We start from the raw sequence: 16,321 nt of genomic DNA on the forward strand, positions 1-16,321 counted from the left end.
AACATCTAATTACTATTTGAAAACAGTAGTGTAAAGGCTTTATGTATCACATTAATTGACTCTATCGTAAATGTTAATCTCCTCATTCTCTTTGCTGACAGAAACATATAGTTTTTCATCATTAAGTTGTGTTTCATTCGATGTTTGATTTAAGTCGATTTCTGCTAATATTCTAAATGCACCATTATGATAAGGTTCAACTATAGAGATTTCATTTTCATATGCTTGAACCATTAATTGTCTATGTGATTGATTATTAATTTTCCAGTTAGTCATATATTCACCTTTTTCATAAAAATAAAACTACGTTAGTCATAGTCTAACGTAGCGGTTTAATTATTTAAAACTTTGTTCTATCTCCGTGAAAGCTTTGTTAGTAATCGTAATATCGTCAATTCTATCTGCTGTTAGTTGTCCATCTAGATAACCATAATCAATGAGTACTTTACAATTCTCTAAAAAATCATCATATTCACGATCACAGAAATAATCGTCTTGTGTTTTTATACTATTACCAAAATAATTTGCTTCATTTTCTGACTGACCTTCATTAGAACGTTCCATATATAATTTATAAAATTTCGCTATTGTATATTTTTGTTCTTGAGTTAATGTTTCTAACATAACACGTTCCCCCTCACTATAGTACTTTATACCCAATTTAAATAGGGGTGAAAACGTAGTGAGGGTAGCTTAGCACCTGAGAATAGATTATTGAGCGTTTTCGATGCCTTGATTAACTGCTTTGGCAAATTTGTAGAACGTACGGGTGTAGTTGTCTGGATTCGATCTTGTTTGTTGATCCAGTTGTTTATCTTTAAAAAACAGTGCACGTTGTCCGGTTGTTAATTCAAGTTGTACGCCGGTATCATTGTCATTTCTATTAATGATATTGGAGGATGATGTTGCCTCAACACCTTTAGGACTCTTTTGAACTGTGAAACCTTTACGTTTTAATGATTTTGTTATTGATTTGGCTAATTGTTTATCTTTGCCGCCAACGTAAACAATTGGATCTTCACCTGCATAGCCATGAATGGATATAGTCTCTTCGGAGTGGTCCAACATTTTTAAGAGGGTTGGTTCATCAAATACAGTTGAAGTAATATGCAAACGTTCATTATGTTTAGGCATTAATCCTTCAAAAGTATAAAAATCATAGTTACCTAGATTGGCCACACGACGAGCGAGTTCAGTCGTACCCGGTTCAATACCGCCACCGTGAATGGCCGTAACAAGGATGTGATTATCTTTGCGGTTTTTTGTTTTAACACGCCAGTCTTTACCTTCTGTTGTATCATCTTTTAATTCTTGAAAATTTGAATAATAATCTAGTGAGCGATTTTGTTTTTCTTCACGCGTTTTATAGAGTATAAATGCAATCGCTATAATAGCAATAATTAAGACAGTAACAAATAAATAATATACTTTTGAATACCAGTTTTTTCTTTTTCTCATACGACCTTCCTTTTTAAATGAAATAATAAAATGTGTAAATTAACTTTTATATTATAAATTATATTACTCATAAGCTCAAATATTGTTTAATTTTAAAAAATAAGTAAATAGTTAAATAGGGAGGAATAACATTGACTAAATTAACTATTCAATCAGCACAACCGCATCATCAAGAAGGGGGACAATTAATATATGCGGCAATAGACGACATGGCCCCGATTATACTAGGTAAATCTAAAGATAAAGAAATTGTTGAAGACTTACAACGATTATGGCAAAATCATGCGAATCGATTTAGTCATGATATGTCATTTGTGGCTTTAGAAGGTGACCAAGTTCTTGGTGCAATCACGTGCAGTCCTTTAAAACAAATTGATGAGGCGTTGATACCAACCGTACTTCAAATTATTTCAATGAATAAAATTAAACCCTTCAAGTCTATCATCACACACCCAAAATCGTTTTATTCACTTGTTACGATGGATGAAGGCAACGAAGATGAATATCATATTAGTATGCTAGCGACGATGCCTAATGCCAGAGGGAAAGGTGTCGGTCAACAACTTATAAATGTTGCAGAACAAAAAGCTAAAGCATCAGGATTTAGTAAACTATCGTTAACAGTAGTGAAAGATAATAAAGCAGCATTGAAATTGTATCAAAAAATGGGATTTGAAATTGTTGGAGAAATTAATCATAAACCATACTATCTTTATAAAATGAGAAAAGAAGTAAATAAAGCATAACATCATCGGGTGCGGGAGAGGAATCAAGTAAATGCTTTATCCGTACTCAGCTTGCTTAACTTGTAGAATTTCTTAGTGAAATGCTCTTTGCTGGGGCCTCGCCGTCAAGGATGACTAGGTTTGAATAATGCTTGATTTAAGCGCATTTTCAAATCAATTAGCGATTGCCAAGATAACAAGGAAGCTGAAACATTTTATAATGTCCTAGCCTCATGTTAGCTACTCTCTATGTCTATTCAACTCAATTTTTACTAATTACGCTTGTACTTATCATATTTACCGTTAGCTATATCTTGTTCGCGTTGTTGAATTGTTTCATATACTTCATCAGCATCATCACCATCATAATAACCTTCTTCAATGGCGTGTTTTGTTTGAAGTTCTCCTGAAGATAAGCCACCGTTATATTTCTTTCTCAAAGCGTCAACATACTCATCCTCATTAGTGGCAGCATTGATTTCTGCATTAGGATCATCTATATCATCTGTCTCAGAAGTTTGGTTTGATTGATCATAAATTGATTTTTCTTGTCCACGTTCAACGCGTAATGAGCTTTCGTATGCAGCGCTTGCAGGACCTTCCATCACATTACCTTGAGGAATGACGCCATTAGCTACCGCGCTATTGTATGCAGCAATTTTTTCTATTTCAGTATAGTTATTACTATAAATCACTGTTTCTAATGTTGCTCGATCAGTTATATTTTGAACATCAATTTGCTTAGTGTCTTGGGACACTGAGTCTTGTTTATTAGACGAGTGGTCGTCATTACTTTGTTGCGTGGATGGATGATCACTTTGCGCATCTTTATTTGACGATTTAGCACTAGACTGTTGATTGTCTTTCTCTTTATCATTATCTTTGTTATCTTGAGATGTTGTCTTAGACTTAGAATGATCGTTTTCCTTGTCTTAGTTTGAAAAGCTACAGCCTGCTAATAGAAATAGGCTTAATAATAATGTAAATAAAACTTTTTTCAATATAGTCACTCCTAAATTTAATATATTATTATTTTATAATGAAATAGATATTGAATGTTTTTATTTTTTGAAAATATTTTCAAAAACAAATTTACATAAAACATACAGTAACTTCACTGATATTTTACAAAATAATGGTAAATATGAAGTGAATAGGATGTGAGATAACATGAATAAAAAATTATTAAAAAGGTACTTTGATAACAATGATTTTAAAGCCATTGCGATTGTGGTAGGTACTAAAAAAATGGTGATGGAAAATGATATTCATTTAGATTATGAAAATGAAATTATTATCTATCCGCTAAAAAATTGTACACGTATTATCCCGTTTAGTTCTATTTCGTATATTGAATTATTAGAAGAAAACGAGCATTTCATTAATTATTTCAAAGAAACAGTGTAATCCAAAAAGCCTGAGACAACAATCGATGTCTCAGGCTACAACTATATGTTAGCAGTAGTACAACGAAATAAAATTTGAAAAAATTTTATTTCTGTCACACTCCCTTGCGATATCTATTTAGTATTGTTTAACTAATTGGAGTTGGTAATCATCGGTGAAGTTGTCTACTAGGGTATAAGGGGAAATGATAAGTAATCCATGTTCATTAATAGCATTTTTACTTACACCATATTTGTATGCCTGATAAATAATTTTAGTGCAGTATGTAAATCTTTCGCTCTTAAGATTTAAAGTGACTAAATAGGTTTTATCTGTATCTTTATAGTGCGTTTCAGCCCACTTGGCAGCTTTCTCTCCAGCACCTGGCATAGTACAACGATAAATTTTAATCCAATCATCCTTTCCTTCACCAAATCGTTGTTTGAAAGAATGGAAGGATTCAGTAATGGGTTCATCACCTGGACCTTCTATTTGTAAAACAGTATCATGATCTAATGCAATACTTGAATGTCCAAAGAATCCAAATAAAACTGGCCCCTTAGTAAGTATGATATCACCTGGCTGTAAATCAAAATCATCTTCGGTTGGAGAGAGTACTTTTGTATCATCTGTATGCGCGATTGCATGCGTCGAATAAGGTAGAAAAGTAATTAATATTACTAATTGTATTTTTATAAATGAAGAAATTAGACATTTCATTTTTGTACTCCTTAGTAATTATTAAATATTTATGAATATTGCATATAGATAATAATAAAAAAGGCGTGCGACAATGAATGTAATAAGATTCCTGTCACACTCCCTAATTCACCGCTATAATATACCGAATATGAATACATAGATTAATAATGCAAATCCGAAAATATAAAATATGACGGTAAAGCCTAAGTATGATTCTTTGCGTTCTTCTTTTTTAGATTTAAGTAATAAGCCCAATATAATTGAGGCTGCTACTACGAAAATGATCCCGAGCCATAATAATATGGTTAAATGCAAACTCATGTGTAAGCCTCCTAAATATTAATTTAAAAAAATGTATATACCATAGGATAAATGTAGTATAGAAGCATAACAATATTAATTAGAAAAATCACTTCGCTAACTATGTTCTTACAAATAAGGGCAGTGCTCAAACTTAATATAATGGTAATGCCATTAACCGTAAGTCCTGGAACTAGCCAAAAGAAATCATCTAAATCTGGATTATAGGTGACAACGATATTAAAGCCCAGAAATAAAAGTGTCATAAAAATATTTATCCAAAAAATTTTATTATTATTCATGGGTGTCACCTCTTTATAATTCGTTAAACTTACTAACATCATATCATTTATTTTATACCGGTAACACGAGTTAATCAAAGTAATTAAATGTTTTTATCTTAATATTGAAATTTGGTAAAAATTTAGTTGCTTATATTTGGAAAGTAAGCAATAATGAATATCAAACTAATATGACAACATTTGTAAATACAAAAAGCCAACCGCTATAAAGCAACGGTTGACATCATATCTCTTATTAAATTGAAAATTGAGTTGAATAGTTATTTTCAAATTCATATATGCTGCACAATTAAATAAACGCACCTCGAATGATTCACTTAATTGTAACAATTACAACAAGATACCATTAAATAAATGATAAATTTAGTGATTATTTATTGGGTTAATGATTTAATAATCTTAAACAGTATATTAAATGTAAGACATTATATACTACAAATAAGCAAAATAAATGCTAATTACATATTAAAGTTGAGTTATATTATATGTTTAGACAAAATTAATAATGAAATATTCAAAGAAAGCATAATTAAACTGAGGAGGGGGAACTATGACATTTTATGATTTTGTAATTGGGTTTATTAACGATGATACGCCTCTTGGAAGTTTAGCTCAGTATATCGAGAATGACGGTGAGTTTCCGAAACATGAACGAAATAATCAAGTCATTAGAGCGTACGTTATGTCAAACTACGTCGATCACCAACTTATTGAAAGTACAAATAGAGCAATAAGTTTATATAAATTAATTTGAGTGAGCGTAATACCAATTTTGCGTGTTTAACGCATTCCACACATCTTTAGTTTTAAAGTTAATTTCATTATTTTTTATTGAAAAAGGTTCAATAATATTTCTGTCCATCCAAGAATTAATTAATTCTTGAGGAACACCATCTAATAACATGTCTGTTTTGCTTATGATTAAACATTCCCAATCTAACGAGAGCTTATTTGGATTAACATAATTATATTCATTATGATTGCTCATCAATGACACTCCTTTTAGAATTGTGAATCTTATAATAATTTATACCCATCATGACGGTATTCAAACCACTTTATAAATTTTTTCGATGTTCTTGTTTTTGAAAATTAAAAAATTAATGTATACTATTACTCGAAAATTCAATTGTGCTTAAGCATTAGTAGTAACTAGTAACACTATCGATAAAAGTGAATGATTAGAAGCAAAATTTACGTTTGAGGTGTATATAATGGTAAAAACACTCTATTTAATGAGACATGGACAAACAATGTTTAATCTAAGAGGCAAGGTGCAAGGGGCAAGTGACTCTCCTCTAACAAACTTAGGCATCGCTCAAGCTAAACAAGCAAGTCAATATTTTGAGGCACATCACATTTCATTTGGAAATTTATATTCATCAAGTTCGGAACGTGCATGTGATACGTTAGAATGTGTTGTACCTGATCAAGACTATAAGCGCCTAAAGGGACTTAAAGAATGGCATTTTGGGATTTTAGAAGGGGAAAGTAATGATTTATTAAATTCAAATTATGATGTCGAAGATGCATTTGGAGACCGTTTGGTTGTGTTTGACGGAGAATCTAAGGAAGAAGTTGAGGCGCGTTTTATCGGCACTTTAACCGAAATTATGCGTACCACAGATAGTGATACTAATTTAGTTGTCAGTCACGGAACGACACTTGATGTTTTTTTAAGAAAAGTTATTGGAGATGTAGCAGCAACGCAATACTTTATTGGAAATTGTCATATTTTAAAATTTACATATGACAATAACGCATTTCAATTTATAGAAAAAATTGATCCAGAAAATGGTGATATTTCTAAACATGAAAATTAAATTGGTTCATGAAGGGAGTGGGACAGAATTCTTTTGAATTCGTCGTCCCACCCCCGCAAGGATGACTAGAACTGAGAAAAGCTTTATTTAAGCGCCTTCTCAGTTCAGTCAGCTACTGCGAATTTGCTAAATAGCATTATTATATTACTTATGTCCCTCCCCCTTTTTAGTGTGCTATTTAGAATGAGTCCTTAGCGCATATACAACAGCACTTTTAAAATAGTAAATGGAACATTTTTTGAAGTATCATTAATGCAACGATAACAATGATAATGCTTGATATTTTATTTAATATTATCAATAATCGACCTGACTTATCAAAGTGACCCACACTGCGTCCAGCAATTGCTAAAAAGATAAACCACAACCATGAAATACTAATCGTCGCTATAGTAAAAGCTATCTTTTCAGAACCGGTGTAGGCAGAGGCACTTGTACCAATCACTCCAATTGTATCCATAATTGCATGTGGATTAAGGAGTGAAACAGAAAGGGCGAAGCTTATTTGCTTAGCAGGTGAGATTCCCCTCTGATCATCTAAATGCGTACTTTGCTCATGCCACAATGACCATGCCATATATAGTAGAAATATTAATCCAATGATGTATACTACAATTTGGAGCAATGGAAATGACATAAGGATTAAAGATACACCTATGACAGCTAATACTATGAGTAAAGAATCACATAGTCCAGCTGTAATTACAGCAGGCAGTGCACGCCGAAATTTCGTTTGATTAGCACCTTGGTTAAAGACAAATATATTTTGGGCACCTAAAGGTAGTATTAAGCCTATTGCCAATAAGAGCCCGTGTATAACAGCTTGTATCATTTTATACCCCACATATAAGCAATTTTGAATCAACAAATTCTGAAAATTTAGAATATAAAATTCATTATAAAGGTCACATATGAAATGTCTAGAAAAATGTTAAGCAATTATGAAAAAGGGTTAGACAATATCATATAATAACCAATGTACATCAAAATAGTCATCACCAATTTTTGAAGATTTCGCTTCAAGTCCTAATGTTTCAAATCCTAAAGTTGAGAAAAAGATTTTACCGGTAATGTTATTAGACGTCACACATGTCATTAGTTTTTCGATATTACGAGATTTGGCATGATCTAAAGCAGCTTTCATTAAATCTTGAAGTGTTGTTTCATCCTTTTTATCAAGAAAGAATAAATTCTCTAGAATGGCTTTATGAGAAGTTCCAACTTGTTTTAACTGACGTAATGTCACACATGCAACAAGTTTATCATCCTTGAATGCACCGATTATATTACAAAATGCTTCATCATCAGAAAGTATTTGATTCAGGTCATCATTAGAGATATTCTCGAGGTATACTTTATCCCATGAATAAGTGTGGGAATTGCTTGATAATAATTGAGTATAATATGCTAAGTCATTTTGTTTTAGTATACGAATCGTTGTCATTATGTCCTCCTATACCTATCATAGGTCACAGTTCTATAATCGCAAAATTTGTATGATTAATAGGTCAAGCTCAAAAAAATTGATGTAAAAACAATTTTATTATAAACTATTTGAGATTTAATATGTATAAATGTTTTATAAAGTTATTTATTTACTGTATTTATAGAATAACTTAAATCTGAAAATTTCACAAAAAAAGAAGACACAAAAATTCTAGAAAAAAGAATTTTTGTGTCTAAAGCTAAGACAAGTGATTAAATTAATTATTTGTCTATTTATTTAAAATGCAATTATTCTACAACTTCCACATTTAAGTCAACGTCGATATTACCACGTGTTGCTTTAGAATATGGACAGAATTCATGTGCATCTTGTAAATATTTTTCAGCGTCTTCTTGAGATAATACATTTTTTACTTTAGCATCGATTGCTACACTTAGTTTTGGACTTTCTGCATCAGGATCATCTTCAAGGCGTACAGTTAAAGTTACTTCTGGCTCAGCGCCACGCACTTTATTTTGTTTTAAGATAAGGTCAAATGCACCATTAAAGCATGAAGCGTAACCAGCTGCAAATAATTGTTCAGGGTTAGTTGCTTTTCCGTCCGCTTGTTGTGGTGGTAATACATCTACATTTATTGCATTATCGTCAGTGTTTACATGTCCTTTACGTCCACCAACGTTTGTTGCTTTTGTTTCATATTGAACTGCCATTATTATTACCTCCTAAATTCGTATACAATCATTATCTACCCATTTATAAAATATTAAATCATTAAATAGTAAATTAATCGATAAAGTAAGTTACTTGAGGTTGGAGATAGACTGACAATAGTTTAAAATAAATGCAAGTTTAATTTAGGAAGAAGGAAACTTTATGACTAACGTTGAAGTGGCTGCAACAGTAGCTCCGAATCAATTATTGGATACAGCAACACTAGATGATATTCAGGTCTTTAGTGAAGATATGGATATACTAGAATTACGAATTGATCAATGGAAACAACAACATCTTGAGTTACTTGAATCCAATCTCAAGCGTCTACAAGATATGAATTTGAGCGTTAAAGTTTTAGTAACATATCGTACGCTGTCACAAGGTGGCCAAGGTGAAATGTCGTATGAAAGCTACATGGCTTTATTGAACAACATTATCAAAGGTCATCATTGCCATATGATTGATATTGAATGGGATAGTGATTGTGATGTCAGTGCATACCGAGATTTAGTCAACTTAGCACATCAAAACAATAAACAAGTTGTCATTTCATATCACAATTTTGAAGAAACGCCTGAAACAGATATATTAAAATTTACTTATTATAAAATGAATCAATTCAATCCTGATTATGTCAAAATTGCTGTGATGCCTCATGGCAAAGAAGATGTGGTTACGTTACTTGAAGCAATGGCAGCAAGTGCAGATACATTAGATGCGAAAGTGATTGGTATTTCAATGTCTAGTACTGGTTTAGTGAGTAGAACTGCGCAAGGTGTATTTGGTGGTACAGTATCATATGGATGTTTAGGTGAACCTCAAGCGCCAGGACAAATACATATCAATCGTTTAAAACAGCAATTACTATTTTATGAGAATCATTAATAGACATTTGAAATTAAGTGGTAAAGGTTTTATAATTGAGAAGAATTATCAATAATAAGGGGCGATAATTGTGGAACTACAAGAAGCAATTGCTTCAAGAAGAAGTATTAAGAAATTCAAACATGATATGACTATAGATGATAATAAGCTTTATCAAGCGATTGAGAAAGCAGCAGATGCTCCAAATCATGGAATGCGAGAACCATGGAGAATTATCCATATAGCTAAGGATAGATTAGGGGAGATGAGTAGAGATGTTACGCATTTTGCTTTTCCAAATGACCCTGATAAACAAGAAGACCACTACCAGAATGTGACTAATTTGGGTGGCATGTTAGTACTCGTGCTTAAAACAGATCCAAGACAACGACAAAATCGCGAAAACTTCTTTGCGATGGGTGCGTATGCTCAAAATTTAATGCTACTATTGCATGAACAAGGTATTGGTACATGTTGGAAGACACCACCTTATATTTTTGAACCTAAAGTTCGAAAAGTATTTGGTGTACAAGGAGACGAAATTATTGCAGGTTTCCTATATTTAACAGATTTAGAAGAAGTGCCACCAAAAGCATCACGTAAAAATAAACATTTAATTTCTAAGTATTAGAATGAACGGAGAGAGTGGGACAGAAGTAAAATAAATTCGTCGTCCCTCTTTAGGAAAGAGAATTTCTTGATAAAATTTTCTTCACTTGGGCACGGTGGCAATCATGACTAGGTTTGAAAGAAATTGATTTAAGCGCATTTTCAAACCAGTGAGTTATTGCTAAAACGATAAGAGTCCGGGACATAAAGTTCTTGGATAAGTAAATAAAGACAATTTCTATTAAATACAAAGTATTTTGGCGAGACTCTTGCGTTGATTATTAATGAACATAAGTGCTAGCGCACTTATGTAAGAAATTCTAAAGATGAACTACGAATGACGTTGTGTGACGCCTGAGGGAGTAGGATAAGTGTCGAGACCGCGGCTCGACCCATCCCCCTAGGCAAGCATCACAACAGAATGAGTAAATGTTCATCTAAGAATTTCTTTAGAGGACTACAGGCTGAAGCTGTCCCATAAGAAGGGCCCCAACACAGAGAAACTGAGTTAATCAGTTTCTACAAGCAAAGCACGTTGGGCAAGCGAGCCAACAATACGGAGTATTCTAAATAAAGAAGCCAGTAAATGAATTTGTTAAAACTCATTTACTGGCTATTTCTCTAGGAATTATGTCCCAGACTCTTATTTGAGTTAGAAGCTGACCAAAAGACAAACTTATCTCAAGTTCAGTCAACTACGCCGTAATATAAAGACTAAATGTTTAAATTATTTTTCGTTGCTACGTCTTATTTATTAAACGTTTCGTCTAAAAATGATTCTACTTGCTCAGGTGATTTAGCATTTGCAGAATGTAAATGTGCGCGTTTATTACCATTTTCAAATACTAATAAACTAGGGATACCCATTACATCATTTTCTGCAGCTACATCTTCAAGTTCATCACGATTTACAGTGTACCAATCGTAATCGTTATACTTTTCAACGATTGGATCAATCCACATATCCATTGCTTTACAATCAGGACACCAACCGGCTTCAAATTTAACGATAACGGGTTTATCACTTTCGATTGTTGATTTAAACGCATCAGTTGTAGTAATACTTTGCATAATAAACGCTCCTTTTAATTAATACTAAATGTATTATAACGAATAATTTACTTTAAATGAAAAATTAAGCTTAAAATATAGAGCGTTTACATAGATTATCTGATATATTTAAAATAAGACGAAATAGGAGGTTACATCTGAATGATTAAATTTTATCAATATTCAAATTGCACAACTTGTAAAAAAGCAGCAAAATTTTTAGATGCGCATGGCGTAAGTTATGAACCGATTGACATTGTACAACACACACCAACTAAAAAAGAGTTTGAAGATATTATCGATAAAACAGGTGTAGAAGTTAATAAACTATTTAATACGCATGGTGCAAAATATAGAGAATTAGGTTTAAAAGATAAATTAAAAGATTTATCTACTGATGAAAAATTAAATCTATTAGCTTCTGATGGCATGTTAGTTAAACGACCACTAGCTATTTCTGGAGAAAACATCACATTAGGATTTAAAGAAGATCAATACAAAGAAATTTGGTTATAGTTTAAAATTACAAATTTTATTTATATAAATTATTGTAACTTTTACTTTAATAGTTGAATGAAACCTTACTGTATGGCATCATTAAATTGTAATTATTTTTAGGAGGGGATTCTCGTGGCAGTACCGAGCGAATTAAAATATTCAAAAGAACATGAATGGGTAAAAGTTGAAGGCAACACAGTAACAATTGGTATCACTGAATACGCACAAGGCGAATTAGGTGACATCGTATTTGTTGAATTACCAGAAGTTGATGATGAAATCAACGAAGGGGATACTTTTGGTAGTGTAGAATCAGTTAAAACTGTTTCTGAATTATATGCGCCAGTATCTGGTAAAGTTGTAGAATCAAATGAAGAATTAGAAGATAGTCCTGAGTTTGTTAACGAATCACCATATGAGAAAGCATGGATGGTTAAAGTTGAACTTAGCGATGAAAGTCAATTAGATGAATTATTATCAGCTGATCAATATAAAGAAATGATTGGTGAATAATTAATTTAAACTCCTTGATTGCGATCATGGAGTTTTTATTTTGTCTTTTTATCTATAAAGTAATCATCTCAGTTTGGTATGGCGTCTTTAATTGCGTACATTGTTAAGTAATTGTAAATGATGTTTAAGGTATGCGCGTTCTGTGAAGAAGTAACTGATTGTTTATTATCGACTTAGAAGGTGGATTAACATGGCAATTTTAAATAAAGTTATAATTGTTGAAGGCAAATCTGATAAGAAGAGAGTACAACAAGTCATCGCTGAACCTATCAATATTATTTGTACGCATGGTACAATGAGTATTGATAAATTAGATGACATGATTGAAACATTATATGACAAGCAAGTCTTTGTGCTAGCAGATTCAGATGACGAAGGTGAAAAGATAAGAAAGTGGTTTAAACGTCATCTTAGTGAATGTGAACACATTTATGTTGATAAAACATATTGTGAAGTTGCTAGATGTCCCAAGAACTATCTTGCGCATGTATTGAGTAAACATGGCTTTACAGTACGTAAAGAAAAACGTCTAATTCCCAATTTAACGACTGAAAGGTTAGTAATCATGCATGAGTAAATCTATAGAAATTGAAGATATTAGTGAGAATTTTAATAAAGATAAACACCTCATTTTCGGATACACACCGATGTGTGGTACATGTAAAATGTCTGAGCGAATGCTCGATATTGCGAATGAAATACTACATTTACCCGTTAAAAAAATCGATTTGAATTACCATCCTAAATATAGTGAACGTAACAAAATTATGTCAGTACCTGTTCTAATTGTTATGAATAAGGACATAGAGGTAGATAGAATTTATGCATTTCAATCTGTACCTTATTTGTTAGAAAAATTAAAATAATTGTTGACGAAATTATAGTGCAATGGTAGGATATAAATTAATTAAATAGTGCGAAAACTCTTATCAAGAGAGGTGGAGGGATGTGCCCTATGAAGCCCGGCAACCGTCTAATATTAGAAATGGTGCCAATTCACATAAAGTTAATTACTTTAGAAGATGAGAGAAAGATGAATCAATGCTTTCTCAACTTAATCTAAAGTGAGAAAGCATTTTTTTAATTACATAATGAATTTTAAGGAGGCACTAAACGTGATTGAGTTAAATCAAGTTGTTAAACGCTATCACACAAAAGATAAGGATGTACTAGCAGTTGATCACGTTAACTTAAATATAGAAACGGGCTCTATTTTTGGAGTTATCGGATTCTCTGGTGCTGGTAAAAGTACGTTAATTAGAATGTTCAATAATCTAGAAGCGCCTACATCTGGCGATATTATTATAGATGGCGATAATATTAACAAACTTTCAAAAGCAGAATTAAGAAAAAAACGTCAAAAAGTAAGTATGGTATTCCAACACTTTAACTTATTATGGTCAAGAACGGTACTTCGCAATATTATGTTCCCGTTAGAAATTGCAGGATACTCTAAAGGTAAAGCAATTGAAAGAGCACGAGAATTAATTGATCTTGTTGGTTTGAAGGGACGAGAAAATGCTTATCCTTCTGAATTATCAGGTGGTCAGAAACAAAGAGTCGGCATCGCACGAGCTTTGGCAAACGCACCAGATGTTCTATTATGTGACGAAGCTACTAGTGCATTAGACCCACAAACAACAGATGAAATATTAGACTTACTGTTAAAGATTAAAGCGCGCGAAAATCTTACAATTGTGATCATCACACATGAAATGCACGTTATCAGACGTGTTTGTGATGAAGTAGCAGTTATGGAAAGCGGACGTGTGATAGAGCAAGGTAAAGTAACGCAAGTATTTGAAAATCCACAACACGAAGTGACTAAACGCTTCGTGAAAGATGATTTAGATGATGATTTTGAAGAATCTATCCAACATCTTGAACCGTTAGATTCAGATGCTTATATCGTTAGACTTAATTTCAATGGTGATAATACGACAGAACCCGTTGTTTCGTACATAAGTAAAACACATAACATTGATATCAATATTCTTGAGGCAAATATTAAAAACACACGTGGCGGTGCAGTAGGCTTCTTAGTGGTTCACATACCACATATTGCTGAAACAGAATTTGAGACATTTAAAGAAGATTTACATCAGCAACATGTAAATGTGGAGGTGGTTAAGCATGGATAAATCATACGGTGATATTTTTAAAGAGATGATTACAATGCCTAACGTCCAGTGGCCAGAAGTATGGCAAGCCATTTATGAAACGCTTTATATGACTATTGTGTCGACGATTTTCGCATTTATTTTTGGTTTGATTTTAGGTGTACTTTTATTTCTATCAGCCAAGAGTAATTCGAAAGGTGCTAGAGTCTTTTATAGTATCGTTTCATTTATAGTTAACCTGTTCCGAGCAATTCCATTTATCATCTTAATCTTGTTATTAATTCCATTTACAAGTGTCTTACTCGGAACAATCAGTGGTCCAACGGGTGCTTTACCAGCATTAGTCATCGGCGCAGCGCCATTCTATGCAAGATTAGTTGAAATTGCTTTTAAAGAGATAGATAAAGGTGTTATAGAAGCGGCTTGGTCAATGGGAGCAAGTACTTGGACGGTTGTTCGTAAAGTACTATTACCAGAAGCAATGCCAGCACTCGTTTCAGGTATTACCGTAACAGCAATCGCATTAGTTGGATCTACTGCAATTGCAGGTGTTATTGGTGCAGGTGGTTTAGGTAACTTAGCTTACTTAACAGGATTTACGCGTAACCAAAATGATGTCATTTTAGTTTCAACTGTATTTATTTTAATTATCGTATTTATAATCCAATTTATTGGGGATTGGATTACAAATAAAATTGACAAACGCTAAAAGAAAAGAGGAATGATTTAATGAAAAAACTTTTAAGCTTAATTTTAGTACTAACATTAACTGTCGTTTTAGCAGCTTGTGGCAATGGTAGTGGTGACAAAGATAAGAAAATCGTTGTAGGTGCATCTCCAGCACCACACGCTGAAATTCTAGAAAAAGCGAAACCTTTACTTAAAGAGAAGGGCTATGATCTAGAAATTAAAACAATTAACGATTACACAACACCAAACAAATTGTTAGATAAAGGTGAACTAGACGCGAACTATTTCCAACACGTACCTTACTTAAAAACTGAAAGTAAAGAAAAAGGATACAAAATTGAAGATGCAGGTAAAGTTCACTTAGAACCAATGGCTGTTTACTCTAAAAAATATAAAAGTTTAAAAGACCTTCCTAAAGGTGCAACAGTATATGTTTCAAATAACCCAGCAGAGCAAGGTCGTTTCTTAAAATTCTTTGTTGATGAAGGATTAATTAAAATCAAAAAAGGTGTAAAAATCGAAGATGCTAAATTCGAAGATATCACTGAAAATAAAAAAGACATTAAATTTAACAGTAAACAATCAGCAGAATATCTTCCAAAAATCTATCAAAACGAAGATGTAGATGCTGCAATCATCAACTCTAACTATGCAATTGATCAAGGATTAAGTCCACAAAAAGATTCAATTGCTGTTGAAAAAGCAAACAACAACCCATACGCAAACTTAATTGCAGTTCAAAAAGGACATAAGGATGATGAAAAAATCAAAGCTTTAATGGAAGTATTACAATCTAAAGAGATTCAAGACTTCATTAAAGATAAATACAAAGGTGCAGTTGTACCAGCGAAGTAAGCATAGAGGCTAGGACATCAATAATATAATGATGCTATTTTGCAAATTCATAGTAGCTGACTGAACTGAAAAAGCGCTTAAATTAAACTTTTTCAGTTCTAGTCAACCTTGAGGATGCGGAGCCCTACCAAAGAGAATTTCATTAAGAAATGCTTCAAGTAAAGCAAGCTAGGAGTGGACGACGAATTCAAAAGAATTCTGTCCCGCTCCCTTATTCCTACGATTAGTCAAGTACTTATCATTAAAATAAGCATTACTTAACTAA

General features: G+C 32.5%; 25 protein-coding genes and 1 riboswitch. Of the genes, 13 read left to right on the forward strand and 12 right to left on the reverse strand.

All coding sequences use genetic code 11. The features are described 5' to 3' along the window. Positions 1-51: 51 nt before the first annotated feature. The 3 genes from KA909_RS02020 to KA909_RS02030 all read right to left on the reverse strand — a co-directional run bounded on the left by KA909_RS02020 (position 52) and on the right by KA909_RS02030 (position 1,458). On the reverse strand, positions 52-276 hold the full coding sequence (locus KA909_RS02020) for a hypothetical protein (protein ID WP_053029879.1): 225 nt from the start codon (positions 274-276) through the stop codon (positions 52-54). Positions 277-336: 60 nt separating this feature from the next. After that, a complete protein-coding gene (locus tag KA909_RS02025; protein WP_075109337.1) occupies positions 337-624 on the reverse strand; it encodes a hypothetical protein in 288 nt (95 codons plus the stop codon). Positions 625-711: 87 nt separating this feature from the next. Further along, positions 712-1,458 (reverse strand): poly-gamma-glutamate hydrolase family protein, encoded by a 747-nt coding sequence (locus KA909_RS02030; RefSeq protein WP_075109338.1) that lies wholly within the window; start codon positions 1,456-1,458, stop codon positions 712-714. A 131-nt stretch (positions 1,459-1,589) separates the two neighbouring features. Between KA909_RS02030 and KA909_RS02035 the strand changes: the two genes are divergently transcribed. Then, positions 1,590-2,204: a GNAT family N-acetyltransferase gene (locus KA909_RS02035; RefSeq protein WP_193839604.1), complete on the forward strand. Its 615-nt coding sequence runs from the start codon at positions 1,590-1,592 to the stop codon at positions 2,202-2,204. Between the two features lie 251 nt (positions 2,205-2,455). On the opposite strand, the gene KA909_RS02040 is transcribed toward KA909_RS02035, so the two are convergent. Continuing rightward, entirely contained in the window at positions 2,456-2,941 is a 486-nt protein-coding gene (locus KA909_RS02040; protein WP_312883888.1) for a hypothetical protein, read from the reverse strand. Between the two features lie 412 nt (positions 2,942-3,353). Between KA909_RS02040 and KA909_RS02045 the strand changes: the two genes are divergently transcribed. Beyond that, complete coding sequence (locus tag KA909_RS02045; protein WP_210129907.1) at positions 3,354-3,590, forward strand: hypothetical protein; 237 nt, start codon at positions 3,354-3,356, stop codon at positions 3,588-3,590. Positions 3,591-3,707: 117 nt separating this feature from the next. On the opposite strand, the gene lnsA is transcribed toward KA909_RS02045, so the two are convergent. The 3 genes from lnsA to tsaA form a co-directional block, all read right to left on the reverse strand. Next, positions 3,708-4,289, reverse strand: a complete 582-nt coding sequence (gene lnsA, locus KA909_RS02050) for a lipoprotein N-acylation protein LnsA (RefSeq protein WP_210129908.1) — start codon at positions 4,287-4,289, stop codon at positions 3,708-3,710. Between the two features lie 114 nt (positions 4,290-4,403). Then, the gene (gene tsaT, locus KA909_RS02055) at positions 4,404-4,592 is read right to left on the reverse strand and encodes a type II toxin-antitoxin system toxin TsaT (RefSeq protein WP_053029869.1); all 189 of its coding nucleotides are present in this window, start codon (positions 4,590-4,592) and stop codon (positions 4,404-4,406) included. A gap of 23 nt (positions 4,593-4,615) precedes the next feature. Further along, a complete protein-coding gene (gene tsaA / locus KA909_RS02060; RefSeq protein WP_210129909.1) occupies positions 4,616-4,873 on the reverse strand; it encodes a type II toxin-antitoxin system antitoxin TsaA in 258 nt (85 codons plus the stop codon). A gap of 550 nt (positions 4,874-5,423) precedes the next feature. Here tsaA and KA909_RS02065 point away from each other — a divergent pair. Beyond that, complete coding sequence (locus KA909_RS02065; protein ID WP_053029867.1) at positions 5,424-5,627, forward strand: sterile alpha motif-like domain-containing protein; 204 nt, start codon at positions 5,424-5,426, stop codon at positions 5,625-5,627. On the opposite strand, the gene KA909_RS02070 is transcribed toward KA909_RS02065, so the two are convergent. Then, complete coding sequence (locus KA909_RS02070; RefSeq protein ID WP_053029866.1) at positions 5,619-5,861, reverse strand: hypothetical protein; 243 nt, start codon at positions 5,859-5,861, stop codon at positions 5,619-5,621. The genes KA909_RS02065 and KA909_RS02070 overlap by 9 nt on opposite strands. Positions 5,862-6,087: 226 nt before the next feature. Here KA909_RS02070 and KA909_RS02075 point away from each other — a divergent pair, with 226 nt between their 5' ends. Then, the gene (locus KA909_RS02075) at positions 6,088-6,696 is read left to right on the forward strand and encodes a histidine phosphatase family protein (protein WP_193839603.1); all 609 of its coding nucleotides are present in this window, start codon (positions 6,088-6,090) and stop codon (positions 6,694-6,696) included. A gap of 214 nt (positions 6,697-6,910) precedes the next feature. Here KA909_RS02075 and KA909_RS02080 read toward each other — a convergent pair whose 3' ends face one another. The 3 genes from KA909_RS02080 to KA909_RS02090 all read right to left on the reverse strand — a co-directional run bounded on the left by KA909_RS02080 (position 6,911) and on the right by KA909_RS02090 (position 8,853). Beyond that, positions 6,911-7,528, reverse strand: coding sequence for a LysE/ArgO family amino acid transporter (locus tag KA909_RS02080; protein WP_193839602.1), 618 nt, complete (start codon positions 7,526-7,528; stop codon positions 6,911-6,913). A 120-nt stretch (positions 7,529-7,648) separates the two neighbouring features. After that, positions 7,649-8,140: a GNAT family N-acetyltransferase gene (locus KA909_RS02085; RefSeq protein ID WP_193839601.1), complete on the reverse strand. Its 492-nt coding sequence runs from the start codon at positions 8,138-8,140 to the stop codon at positions 7,649-7,651. A 290-nt stretch (positions 8,141-8,430) separates the two neighbouring features. Continuing rightward, on the reverse strand, positions 8,431-8,853 hold the full coding sequence (locus KA909_RS02090; RefSeq protein ID WP_053029860.1) for an organic hydroperoxide resistance protein: 423 nt from the start codon (positions 8,851-8,853) through the stop codon (positions 8,431-8,433). Positions 8,854-9,016: 163 nt separating this feature from the next. Here KA909_RS02090 and aroD point away from each other — a divergent pair, with 163 nt between their 5' ends. Together aroD and KA909_RS02100 are read left to right on the forward strand one after the other, a co-directional pair. Beyond that, the gene (gene aroD, locus KA909_RS02095) at positions 9,017-9,742 is read left to right on the forward strand and encodes a type I 3-dehydroquinate dehydratase (RefSeq protein ID WP_193839600.1); all 726 of its coding nucleotides are present in this window, start codon (positions 9,017-9,019) and stop codon (positions 9,740-9,742) included. Positions 9,743-9,812: 70 nt separating this feature from the next. Further along, a complete protein-coding gene (locus tag KA909_RS02100; RefSeq protein WP_193839599.1) occupies positions 9,813-10,352 on the forward strand; it encodes a nitroreductase family protein in 540 nt (179 codons plus the stop codon). A 725-nt stretch (positions 10,353-11,077) separates the two neighbouring features. On the opposite strand, the gene KA909_RS02105 is transcribed toward KA909_RS02100, so the two are convergent. Beyond that, positions 11,078-11,401, reverse strand: a complete 324-nt coding sequence (locus tag KA909_RS02105) for a thioredoxin family protein (RefSeq protein ID WP_053029857.1) — start codon at positions 11,399-11,401, stop codon at positions 11,078-11,080. A 141-nt stretch (positions 11,402-11,542) separates the two neighbouring features. On the opposite strand from KA909_RS02105, the gene KA909_RS02110 reads away from it, so the two are divergent. The 7 genes from KA909_RS02110 to KA909_RS02140 all read left to right on the forward strand — a co-directional run bounded on the left by KA909_RS02110 (position 11,543) and on the right by KA909_RS02140 (position 16,056). Further along, positions 11,543-11,896 carry an arsenate reductase family protein gene (locus KA909_RS02110; RefSeq protein WP_053029856.1) on the forward strand — a complete coding sequence of 118 codons (354 nt, stop codon included), beginning with the start codon at positions 11,543-11,545 and terminating at the stop codon, positions 11,894-11,896. Positions 11,897-12,010: 114 nt separating this feature from the next. Next, a complete protein-coding gene (gene gcvH / locus KA909_RS02115) occupies positions 12,011-12,391 on the forward strand; it encodes a glycine cleavage system protein GcvH (protein WP_053029855.1) in 381 nt (126 codons plus the stop codon). Positions 12,392-12,581: 190 nt separating this feature from the next. Beyond that, positions 12,582-12,968, forward strand: a complete 387-nt coding sequence (locus KA909_RS02120) for a toprim domain-containing protein (RefSeq protein ID WP_053029854.1) — start codon at positions 12,582-12,584, stop codon at positions 12,966-12,968. Then, positions 12,961-13,257, forward strand: coding sequence for a thioredoxin family protein (locus KA909_RS02125; protein WP_075109418.1), 297 nt, complete (start codon positions 12,961-12,963; stop codon positions 13,255-13,257). Before KA909_RS02120 ends, KA909_RS02125 begins: the two co-directional genes overlap by 8 nt. 57 nt (positions 13,258-13,314) lie before the next feature. Continuing rightward, positions 13,315-13,420, forward strand: a riboswitch (SAM riboswitch). 86 nt (positions 13,421-13,506) lie between these two features. Beyond that, positions 13,507-14,532: a methionine ABC transporter ATP-binding protein gene (locus KA909_RS02130; RefSeq protein ID WP_193839598.1), complete on the forward strand. Its 1,026-nt coding sequence runs from the start codon at positions 13,507-13,509 to the stop codon at positions 14,530-14,532. Next, the gene (locus tag KA909_RS02135; protein ID WP_075109416.1) at positions 14,525-15,220 is read left to right on the forward strand and encodes a methionine ABC transporter permease; all 696 of its coding nucleotides are present in this window, start codon (positions 14,525-14,527) and stop codon (positions 15,218-15,220) included. Before KA909_RS02130 ends, KA909_RS02135 begins: the two co-directional genes overlap by 8 nt. A 20-nt stretch (positions 15,221-15,240) precedes the next feature. Beyond that, entirely contained in the window at positions 15,241-16,056 is an 816-nt protein-coding gene (locus KA909_RS02140) for a MetQ/NlpA family ABC transporter substrate-binding protein (protein ID WP_053029847.1), read from the forward strand. Positions 16,057-16,321: the final 265 nt, after the last annotated feature.

Origin of the sequence: Staphylococcus sp. GDX8P54P (genome assembly GCF_017893165.1) — a bacterium.
GTDB lineage: Bacteria > Bacillota > Bacilli > Staphylococcales > Staphylococcaceae > Staphylococcus > Staphylococcus borealis.

Excerpts from the sequence above, each read along its gene's own strand:
- KA909_RS02020 (WP_053029879.1), bottom strand. The coding sequence starts at position 276 with ATGACTAACTGGAAAATTAATAATCAATCACATAGACAATTAATGGTT.
- KA909_RS02025 (WP_075109337.1), bottom strand. The coding sequence starts at position 624 with ATGTTAGAAACATTAACTCAAGAACAAAAATATACAATAGCGAAATTT.
- KA909_RS02030 (WP_075109338.1), bottom strand. The coding sequence starts at position 1,458 with ATGAGAAAAAGAAAAAACTGGTATTCAAAAGTATATTATTTATTTGTT.
- KA909_RS02045 (WP_210129907.1), top strand. The coding sequence starts at position 3,354 with ATGAATAAAAAATTATTAAAAAGGTACTTTGATAACAATGATTTTAAA.
- lnsA (WP_210129908.1), bottom strand. The coding sequence starts at position 4,289 with ATGAAATGTCTAATTTCTTCATTTATAAAAATACAATTAGTAATATTA.
- tsaT (WP_053029869.1), bottom strand. The coding sequence starts at position 4,592 with ATGAGTTTGCATTTAACCATATTATTATGGCTCGGGATCATTTTCGTA.
- tsaA (WP_210129909.1), bottom strand. The coding sequence starts at position 4,873 with ATGAATAATAATAAAATTTTTTGGATAAATATTTTTATGACACTTTTA.
- KA909_RS02065 (WP_053029867.1), top strand. The coding sequence starts at position 5,424 with ATGACATTTTATGATTTTGTAATTGGGTTTATTAACGATGATACGCCT.
- KA909_RS02070 (WP_053029866.1), bottom strand. The coding sequence starts at position 5,861 with ATGAGCAATCATAATGAATATAATTATGTTAATCCAAATAAGCTCTCG.
- KA909_RS02075 (WP_193839603.1), top strand. The coding sequence starts at position 6,088 with ATGGTAAAAACACTCTATTTAATGAGACATGGACAAACAATGTTTAAT.
- KA909_RS02080 (WP_193839602.1), bottom strand. The coding sequence starts at position 7,528 with ATGATACAAGCTGTTATACACGGGCTCTTATTGGCAATAGGCTTAATA.
- KA909_RS02085 (WP_193839601.1), bottom strand. The coding sequence starts at position 8,140 with ATGACAACGATTCGTATACTAAAACAAAATGACTTAGCATATTATACT.
- KA909_RS02090 (WP_053029860.1), bottom strand. The coding sequence starts at position 8,853 with ATGGCAGTTCAATATGAAACAAAAGCAACAAACGTTGGTGGACGTAAA.
- aroD (WP_193839600.1), top strand. The coding sequence starts at position 9,017 with ATGACTAACGTTGAAGTGGCTGCAACAGTAGCTCCGAATCAATTATTG.
- KA909_RS02105 (WP_053029857.1), bottom strand. The coding sequence starts at position 11,401 with ATGCAAAGTATTACTACAACTGATGCGTTTAAATCAACAATCGAAAGT.
- KA909_RS02110 (WP_053029856.1), top strand. The coding sequence starts at position 11,543 with ATGATTAAATTTTATCAATATTCAAATTGCACAACTTGTAAAAAAGCA.
- KA909_RS02120 (WP_053029854.1), top strand. The coding sequence starts at position 12,582 with ATGGCAATTTTAAATAAAGTTATAATTGTTGAAGGCAAATCTGATAAG.
- KA909_RS02125 (WP_075109418.1), top strand. The coding sequence starts at position 12,961 with ATGAGTAAATCTATAGAAATTGAAGATATTAGTGAGAATTTTAATAAA.
- KA909_RS02135 (WP_075109416.1), top strand. The coding sequence starts at position 14,525 with ATGGATAAATCATACGGTGATATTTTTAAAGAGATGATTACAATGCCT.
- KA909_RS02140 (WP_053029847.1), top strand. The coding sequence starts at position 15,241 with ATGAAAAAACTTTTAAGCTTAATTTTAGTACTAACATTAACTGTCGTT.